Consider the following 8,806-nt stretch of genomic DNA (forward strand, 5'->3'; position numbering starts at 1 on the left):
GACAGGTCGCCGCGCCCGCCTCCGTCGCGCCGGGAGAAAGCTCACTCAGTTCAGAACCACCCGAAAGCGCGGCGAGGCGCGAGTAGTCATGGGTGCGAATCGACGCGGCTTGTCCCCATGATGTCTCCGGGCCCCGAAGCGGCCGAGGGCTCTTGCCCGAGCCGCGAAGGACGCATCGCGGAAAGTCTCCCCGCAGTAACCAAGGGGAGGAGGTCCGCGATGCGGGAGGCCGCGCGGTTCCAGCGGAGCGCGGCGCGCGGCCGACGGTTAGTACCACTTCCCCGGCGCGCGGTTGAGCACCGTCGCATCCTCCAGCACGGCGAAGACCTTCTCCGAGTCGTCCGCCACCGAATAGAGGATGCGATGCTCCTTGCGGACGATCCCGTCGGCGATCGCGCGCTCGAACTGCGCCAGCAGCGGATCGTAGTAGCCGTGGAGGTTCACGAAGACGATCGGCTTGCTGTGGATGCCCATCTGCTTCCACGTGAGCATCTCGAAGAACTCCTCCATCGTCCCGAACCCGCCGGGGAACGCGACGAACGCGTCGGCGCTCTTGAACATTTCCGCCTTGCGGTCGTGCATCGTGTCGACGACCTTGAGCTCGGTCAGGCTCGAGTGCGCGACCTCGCGGCCCACGAGCGCGGTCGGGATCACGCCGAGGACCGTGCCCCCCGCCGCGAGCGCCGCGTCCGCGAGCGCGCCCATCACGCCGACGGACGCGCCGCCGTAGACGAGGCGCCAGCCCCGGCCGGCGAGTCCGGCGCCGAAGGCCTTCACCTCGTCGAAGAGCCACGCGGGGGCCGTCGACGAGGAGGCGCAGTAGACGCAGACGGATCGGATCTCCATGGTCAGACCGAAGCTCGAAGCACGAATTCCGAAATCCGAGACAAGCACGAATGATCGAAACTCGAAACCCGAAACTCGTCTCCGGTTTCCAGTGTTCGGACTCCAATTTTCGCGGACGCCACGATCATCACGTCCTTTCTGCCCAAGAGTCGAGTCTACGAATTCCCGTCCAGTTTCGAGCATTCGAATTTCGAACTTGTTTCGGACTTCGATATTCGAGTTTCGAGCTTCCCGGCCGCGAGGAGTGCGGGGCGGGTATCGACGAGGAGCGCTTCATCAACCAGGCCTTCACGCTCGCTTCATGCCGCCGGGTGCCGGCTCCCCGGCGACTCGACCGGGAAGCCTTCGGCGCACAGCGGACAGGCGTTTTCCGGCCAGGAAGGGGCGTCGATCGCCAGCAGCGAGCGCCATGGGACGACGAGCGCGTCCGGCGACAGGCCGCGGTCGACGATCGAGCCCGCGGCGACGACGCGGGCCCCCTGCTGTTCCACGGCGGCGATCGTCTCGCGCGTCGATTTTCCCGTCGTGAAGACGTCCTCGACCACGACGGCCGGCTCTCCCTTCGAGAACCGGAACCCGCGCCGGAGCTGCATCGACCCGTCCTTGCGCTCGGTGAAGACGCAGCGGACCCCGAGGGCGCGCGCGGTTTCGTGGCCGATGATCACGCCCCCGAGGGCGGGTCCGACGACGACCGACGGAGAGAACGACCCGAGCAGGTCGGCGAGCGCGTCGCCGATCCGCCGCGCGCGCTCGGGCCACTGCAGGATGAGCGCGCACTGGAGATAGCGGTCGCTGTGGAGTCCGGACGAAAGCCGGAAGTGGCCCGTCAACAAGGCTCCGGTTTGGTCGAGTTCGTGCCGCCAATTCACCGGGCGATACTACAACGGCGCGGCGATGCATCGAGCCGGGCGGGCGCGTGCGCCACGACCCGCGGCCTTACTCGGACGCCCGCATCCCGCCGGGCTCGCGCCTCGCCACGCCGGAAGACTCCGCGTGGGAGATCGTTGCCGGGCGTCTTGTCCAAGGCGCAGCCAGACGTGCGGGAAGACACCCTGAGACGGCTCAGCCTGCGGCGGCGAGGCGAAGCGAGGCGCGAGCCCGATCCCCCGCCGCTCTCATGAGCTATGGCGCGATCGAGAGTGGAGGATGGTCGAGCGACGGGCGGTACCCGTCGCGGCGCGACGAAGTCTCGCGCAATCACTGCGCGAGACGACTTGCGCCGCGGGAGCGGGAGCGTCGGCGAAGGGGGTGGCGGGTTCGCGGTCGAGTCGCTCGTTCGACGAGCCGCGAACCCGTCACGCACTCCCGGTCCCCGAGCCAGCTCCCGCGACGGTATCGCCGCGCCTGCTATTCCGAGGAGTCGCGGGTGAGCCCGTAGTGCTCCAATTTCTTGTACAGGTTCGAGCGCGGCGTCTGGATCGCTTCGGAGGTCTTCGAGACGTTCCAGTTGTTCTCGCGGAGCTTCGCGACCAGGAATTCGCGCTCGGTGAACTCCTTGAAGTCGGCGAGTGTGGCGATCTTCGAGCCCTGCTCGGCGAGGTCGCGCGCGGAGAAGCGCGCGTCGGGCGGGAGGTCCGCGGCGCCGATCGGGTCCGCCTCGGTCATGATCAGCACGCGGTCGACGAGGTTCCTCACCTCGCGCGCGTTTCCCGGCCAGGAGCGGCGCGACAGCACCTCGAGGGCGCCGGCGTCGAAGCGCCGGGCCCGGAGGCCGTTGCGCTCGGCGTAGAGCGCCGCGAAATGCGCGACGAGCGCCGGCACGTCGTCGGCCCGTTCGCGCAGCGGCGGGATCGCGATCGGGACGACGTTCAGGCGGAAGTAGAGATCCTCCCGGAATTTGCCCGCCCGGATCTCCTCCGGCAGCTCCTTGTTCGTCGCCGCGATCACGCGGACTTTCACGCGCTGCGTCTTCGACTGGCCGACCGGCTCGACTTCCCCCTCCTGGAGGACGCGGAGCACCTTGGCCTGCGCGCGGGCCGACATGTCGCCGATCTCGTCGAGGAAGATCGTGCCGCCGTCGGCCTCGACGAACTTGCCGATCTGCCGCCGCACCGCCCCCGTGAACGAGCCCTTCTCGTGGCCGAAGAGCTCCGACTCGATCAGCTCCTCCGGGATCGCGGCGCAGTTGACGGTCACGAAGGGCCCGGACGCGAGCTTCGAGAGCCGCTGGATCTCGCAAGCGATCAGCTCCTTGCCCGTCCCCGATTCTCCGGTGATGAGGACCGTGGCGTCCGAGGGCGCCGCGCGGGCGATCTGCTCCCGCAGCCCCTGCACGGCGGGGCTCACGCCCACGAAGACGTCTTCCATCGCGACGCGCTTCTTGAGCGAGACGTTCTCCCGCTCGAGGCGGCGGCGGGAGAGCGCGTTGCCGACGGACAGGAGGAGCCGCTCCCGCTGGAGCGGCTTCTCCAGGAAGTCCACCGCTCCGCGCTTCGTGCTCTCGACGGCCGTCGCGATGTCGCCGTGCCCCGAGATCATCAGGACGGGCGGCGGCGAATCCATCTCCTGGATCCGGTCGAGCGCCTCCATCCCGTCCATCCCCGGCATCTTGATGTCGAGGAGGACGGCGTCGGGCCGGCGAGCTTCCAGCTCCGCCAGCCCGGACGCGGCGTCGCGCGCGGACACGGTCTCGTACCCGTCGTACTCCAGGATCATCTTGATCGCGTCGCGGACCGACGCGTCGTCGTCGATGATCAGGACGCGGGGCACCCGTTTACTCGCCGACCTTGACGATCGCGAAGAACGAGACGGGCCGGGGCCGGAAGCGCCGGACGTAGAAACGGAGGTACTCCCCCTTCTTCGAGTCCCGGACGATCTTCGAAAGCTCCGCGGCGGTCCCGACCTTGCGGCCGTTCACCTCGGTGATCACGTCCCCCTCGGCCAAACCGGCGTCGGCCGCGGCGGAGACCTCCGAGACCCCCGTCACGAGGACCCCGGTGACCGACGGGTCGATGCGGTAGTACTGCCGCGCCTGCCCCGTCAGGTCCTGGACCGAAAGGCCGATCTTCTCGCGAGACCCGCCGTTCTCGTGGTCCTGGGGCGCCGCGTTCTCCGCAGCCTCCGCCCGGCGCTCGCCGAGGTCGACGGTCAACGTGCGCGTCTTGCCTTCGCGCAGGACCGACAGCCGCACCTTCGAGCCCGGCGGCTTCGACGAGACGTAGCTGATCAGGTCCTGCGTGTCCTTGACCTCGCGGTCGTCCACTTTGACGATGACGTCGCCGTGGAGCACGCCCGCCTTCTCGGCCGGCGAATCGGGCTCGATGGACTCGACGAGCGCCCCGTTCATGGTCGAGAGACCGAACGCGCGCATGTTGTCCTCGTCGATGTTCCGGATGTTGACGCCGAGGAACCCGCGCGTGACCTTCCCCTTCGTCTTCAGCTGCTCGAGAATCGCCTTCGCCGTGTTGATCGGAACGGCGAAGCCGATGTTCTGAGCGGGCCGGTAGATCGCCGTGTTGATGCCGATGACCTGCCCCTCGACGTCGATCAACGGTCCGCCGGAGTTGCCGAAATTGATCGCGGCGTCGGTCTGGATGAAGTTTTCGAAGGAGTTCGCGTTCGGGTCGAGCGTCAGGTTGCGGCGGCCCTTCGCGGAGACGACGCCCACGGTGACCGTCTTGTCGAAGGCCCACGGGTCGCCGATCGCCATCACCCAGTCGCCGACCCGGAGCTTGTCGGAGTCGCCGAGCGCGATGGGCGTGAGCTTCTCCTTCGCGTCGATCTTCAAGAGCGCGATGTCCGTCGCGGGATCGGTGCCGACGACCTTCGCCTTGTACGTGTGCTGGTCGCCGACCTTGACCTCGATCTTCTGTCCGTTCTCGACGACGTGGTTGTTCGTGAGGATGTAACCGTCCTCCGAGAGGATGAAGCCGGAGCCGCCGGCTTCTTCCTTGTGCTCCTGCTGCTGATCGTCTCCCTGCCCGGGATGCGGGAACCCGAAGAAGAACTGGAACGGATCGCCGCTCCCGCCGTCGCCGCCGCCGAACCCGCCGCTCATGCGGCGCGGGCCCTTGACGATGTCGGTCGACGTAATCGACACGACCGAAGGAAGCGCTTCCTGGGCGATCTCCGCAAACGACGGAAGCGTCATCGAGGTGGTGTGACCCGTCGTGCTCTTGGTCACGTGCTGGGCGGACGTGACCGGGGTCCAGTTCATCGAGCTCGCGAGCACGACGCCGAAGATCACGGCGCCGGCGATCAGCGCGAAAAGCGACAGTTGGCGTTTGGCAATGGCATTCATTCTTGCGTCCTTCTCCTCATTTCATCGAGTCGTGTCATCGAGTCGTCCTCGCTGCGTCCGGCGAGCGGCGCGAGGCGCCGATCGTCCGGTTTCCTGAACAGCAACGTCGATGCCACGGTAAAGTATTCCAGAGATTGGAAGTGCGGCCTGCGGAATGCCAAAAAGGCGCAGGCTCGTTCGATTTTCGCCGGAGGCGCCGGTCAATGCGGCGCGGGACGGCGCTCAGCGGCCGGGAAGCTCCGGCGGCTTCTCTCCCGCGCGGTAGTGCAGGTAGAGGAACGTGATCGTCACGCCCTCGCGCGACTCGTTCAGCTCTTTCGGGAGCGGGCGGAACGGGGCCGCCTCCGCGATGCCGAGAAACGCCGCGTGGTCGTAGGGAGGGATCGTGGACGTCTTGATCACCGACTCGCCCTCCACGGTGCCGTCGGCGCGGATGTAGAAGCGGATCGAGAGCTTCCCGTCGGGACCGAGCTCGGCGAGCTTGGGGATGTGCTCGTACCAGTGGATCTTGATCTTCCGCAGCATCTCCTCGGCGTAGTCGCCCCAGTCGTACCACTGCGTGTCGAACGAAATCGGGCCGTAGTCGACGAAACCGCCCCCCTCGTTCGCCTTCGGCGCGCCTCCGAGACCGCCAATACCGCCGGTCGCTTTTCGGATCGCCTCGTTCAGGTTCGGGACCGCCGGCGCCGTCCCCGGCTGCCCTCTCGGCGCGCCGGAAGCCTGCGGAACGGAAAGGCCGTTGGCCGCATGGCGCTCCGCGGCCGGCCGGCCCGCGGCGCCCGGCGGGGCGGCCGGCGCGGGCGACGCCGAGGCGCTCGCCGGCGGCGACGGCTTCGGGGAGGGTTTCGAACGCGGGCCGGGCTCGAGCCCCTCGATTCCGCTCTGCCGGGCGACGAAAGGGGTCTCGGCCTTCGGGCGGTTCCGGTCGCCTCCCCCCGCACGCCGGTTCTTGTCCGAGAGCGGCGCGTCGGCGCGCGCCTCCCGCCGGGCGGGCCCCGGAGCCTCCGTGAAGAACCGGATCGGGATCTGCCGCGCCATCTCGGCCTTCCTCCGGGCGATGTCGGCGCGCTCGGCGCGGAGCTCGACGGCCCGCTGCTGCCGCTGGTCGAGGAGGAAGAGGATGATCAGGACGGCGTGGACGAGGAGTGAGAGGAGGATCGCTCGCTCGAGCCAGCGCCGCTGCGGGCGCTCGATCCGCTCGACGAGCTCCTCGAGGTCCGGCGCATAGTCGAGGTCGGGCTTCCGGCGGAGCGGCCCGGCCTCGAGCTCTTCTTCCTTGACGCCGAACACTCAACCCTCTAACAGGAAAAGCCTCGTTTTCGTTTCCGGATTCGCGGGCCGCGGAATATTTGCGCGGCTCCGGCCTTTCTGCTATAAATGCCGGGCGCTTTTGGAGAAGCGGGCTTTTGCCCGCTTTTTTGTTCGGCGGCGGTTAGGATAATGCGGAGCACGGGGATACTGGACGAAAAAGTGACGCAGGAGATCGGGCAGATCGCCGAGGAGAACGGGTGTCGGCTGCTCGCGGTCGAGACCGCGGGCGCGGGGCGGCATCTCGTGCTCCGGCTCGTCCTGGACAAGGAGGAGGGGGTCACTCTCGAGGACTGCGAGCGCGTCTCCCGCGACGTCTCTCCGCTGCTCGACGCCGAGGCCCCCGTCGGCCACCGGTACCACCTCGAGGTGAGCTCCCCCGGGCTGGACCGGAAGCTCTATTCCCCCGAGGACGCCCGGCGCTTCGTCGGCCGGCGGGTGAAGGTGCAGACGGTCCTTCCCGTCGAAGGATCGCGCAATTTCCGCGGAACGCTCGAATCCGTCGACGGAGACCGGCTCCGGATCGTGGACGAGGATTCGCGAAAAACCTATAATTTGAGTTTTGGCGAGGTCAAGGTCGCACGGCTCGAACCCGAGTGGCCGGCCGCGACCGGGAAAAGAAGCTCATGATGACGAACGATCTGGCAGCGGTGATTCGACAGGTCTCCCGGGAGAAGGACATCGACCCCGAGAAGATGTTCGGCGCGCTCGAAGAGGCGATGGCCTCGGCCGCCCGCCGCTTCTACAAGGTCAAGGAGATCGTCGCGAAGATCGACCGCGAGACCGGCTCGATGTCCGCCTACACGCCGCGCCGGGTCGTCGACGTCATGCCCGAGGTCCCCGAGGAGCCCGTCGAGCCGCTCCCGGAAGGCGTCGAGCCGCCGCCGGATCCCGCCACCCTCGTCCTCCTCGACGACGCGAAGTCGATCGTCCGGGAGGGGGGCGCCGGCGGCAACGTCCGGGTCTTCCGGCCCGGAACCGACGGCGCGGAGGGCTTCGAGGTCGAGGAGCCCGAGCTCGGCGACGAGCTGCGGATCTACCGCTCGACGGAGGGGCTCGGGCGCATCGCCGCGCAGAACGCCAAGCAGGTGCTCTATCAGAAGGTCCGCGAGGCGGAACGGGAGCGCATCTACAACGAGTACATTCCGAAGGTGGGCGAGCTCATCAACGGCACCGTCAAACGGTTCGAGCGCGGCGACATCGTCGTCGACCTCGGCCGGCTCGAGGCGGCGATCCCGCGCGACCAGCAGTCGCGCGCCGAGCGCTACGGCCAGGGAGAGCGCGTGCGCGCGGTCATCGCCGACGTGCACAAGAACCCGAAGGGTCCGCAGATCGTCCTCTCCCGCACCGACCCGCGACTCTTGATCCGGCTCTTCGAGATGGAAGTCCCGGAGATCTACGACGGCACGGTCGTCATCAAGGGCGCCGTGCGGCAGCCGGGGGAGCGCGCGAAGGTCGCCGTTCTCTCCCGCGAGCGCGACGTCGACCCGGTCGGCGCCTGCGTCGGAATGCGCGGGAGCCGCGTCCAGGCGATCATGCGCGAGCTCCACGGCGAGAAGATCGATGTCATCCAGTACAGCGACGACCTGATCACGTTCGCGCAGAACGCGCTCTCCCCCGCCAAGATCACGCGGGTCTCGCCGATCCACCACGAGGACGGCCCGCTCACGCTCGACTGCGTCGTCGAGGACGAGCAGCTTTCGCTCGCGATCGGCAAGAAGGGGCAGAACGTGCGCCTCGCCTCCGCCCTGATCGGCGCGAAGATCGAGATCAAGAGCGAGGCGGAGGTCAAGGGAGAGGTCGCCGAGGCCCTCGGACGGATGCTTCGCACCTCGCAGCGGCAGCAGACCGCCGTCGGCACGGTGCCGGGGATCGACGAAGCGACGGCGGCCGCGCTCGAAGAGGCCGGCGTTTCGAACCTCGACCAGCTGCTCTCGCAGACGATCGAGTCGCTCGCCCCGGTGGGCGACATGGGTGAGGAGCGCGCGCGGGAAATCCTGGAAGCGGCTCAGGAGTTCGACAATCCGACGCCCGAAGAGCCCGAGGAAGAGGCCGAGGGCGCGGCGGAAGGATCGGTTCTCGAGGAGCCGGCGGTAGAAGAAAAGGGATAAATGGCGAAAATTCGGGTCCACGAACTGGCGCAGCAAATGGGGGTCGGCGACCGGGAACTGATGTTCCTGCTGCAGTCGATCGGAGTCCAGGTCGCTTCGGCGCAGGCCGACCTCGACGAGTCGACCGTCCTGGCGATCCTCCAGGGCAAGACGCACGCGCCGAAGTCGCTCATCGTCCGGGAAGAGACGAACCGTCCGAAGACGACGCAAGCGCCCAAGAGCGCCCTCTCCCGGATCAAGATCATCGAGAAGCCGGCGGCTCCCGCGCGCAAGCCCGAGGCGCCGCCCAGGCCCGCCGAGC

Annotated in this window: 8 protein-coding genes; 3 read left to right on the forward strand and 5 right to left on the reverse strand. The window is 68.1% G+C overall.

The genetic code is table 11. The features are described from left to right. Positions 1 to 267: 267 nt before the first annotated feature. From VKH46_10910 to VKH46_10930, 5 genes are all read right to left on the reverse strand, one after another. The gene (locus tag VKH46_10910) at positions 268 to 846 is read right to left on the reverse strand and encodes a TIGR00730 family Rossman fold protein (protein ID HKB71344.1); all 579 of its coding nucleotides are present in this window, start codon (positions 844 to 846) and stop codon (positions 268 to 270) included. A gap of 299 nt (positions 847 to 1,145) precedes the next feature. After that, a complete protein-coding gene (gene pyrE, locus VKH46_10915; GenBank protein ID HKB71345.1) occupies positions 1,146 to 1,715 on the reverse strand; it encodes an orotate phosphoribosyltransferase in 570 nt (189 codons plus the stop codon). Between the two features lie 478 nt (positions 1,716 to 2,193). After that, positions 2,194 to 3,555: a sigma-54 dependent transcriptional regulator gene (locus VKH46_10920; GenBank protein ID HKB71346.1), complete on the reverse strand. Its 1,362-nt coding sequence runs from the start codon at positions 3,553 to 3,555 to the stop codon at positions 2,194 to 2,196. A 4-nt stretch (positions 3,556 to 3,559) separates the two neighbouring features. Continuing rightward, entirely contained in the window at positions 3,560 to 5,086 is a 1,527-nt protein-coding gene (locus VKH46_10925; GenBank protein HKB71347.1) for a Do family serine endopeptidase, read from the reverse strand. A gap of 222 nt (positions 5,087 to 5,308) precedes the next feature. Further along, positions 5,309 to 6,376, reverse strand: coding sequence for a hypothetical protein (locus tag VKH46_10930; protein ID HKB71348.1), 1,068 nt, complete (start codon positions 6,374 to 6,376; stop codon positions 5,309 to 5,311). A 180-nt stretch (positions 6,377 to 6,556) separates the two neighbouring features. On the opposite strand from VKH46_10930, the gene rimP reads away from it, so the two are divergent. From rimP to VKH46_10945, 3 genes are all read left to right on the forward strand, one after another. Further along, a complete protein-coding gene (gene rimP / locus VKH46_10935; GenBank protein HKB71349.1) occupies positions 6,557 to 7,024 on the forward strand; it encodes a ribosome maturation factor RimP in 468 nt (155 codons plus the stop codon). Further along, positions 7,024 to 8,505 (forward strand): transcription termination factor NusA, encoded by a 1,482-nt coding sequence (nusA, locus tag VKH46_10940; protein ID HKB71350.1) that lies wholly within the window; start codon positions 7,024 to 7,026, stop codon positions 8,503 to 8,505. Before rimP ends, nusA begins: the two co-directional genes overlap by 1 nt. Further along, positions 8,506 to 8,806 (forward strand): translation initiation factor IF-2 N-terminal domain-containing protein (locus VKH46_10945; GenBank protein ID HKB71351.1); only part of this gene is annotated, 301 nt, incomplete at its 3' end. It abuts the gene before it with no gap.

It is taken from the genome of Thermoanaerobaculia bacterium (genome assembly GCA_035260525.1).
In the GTDB taxonomy this organism is placed as follows: Bacteria; Acidobacteriota; Thermoanaerobaculia; order UBA5066; family DATFVB01; genus DATFVB01.

Coding starts and splice junctions, on each gene's coding strand:
- VKH46_10910 (HKB71344.1), bottom strand. CDS start 846: ATGGAGATCCGATCCGTCTGCGTCTACTGCGCCTCCTCGTCGACGGCC.
- VKH46_10925 (HKB71347.1), bottom strand. CDS start 5,086: ATGAATGCCATTGCCAAACGCCAACTGTCGCTTTTCGCGCTGATCGCC.
- nusA (HKB71350.1), top strand. CDS start 7,024: ATGACGAACGATCTGGCAGCGGTGATTCGACAGGTCTCCCGGGAGAAG.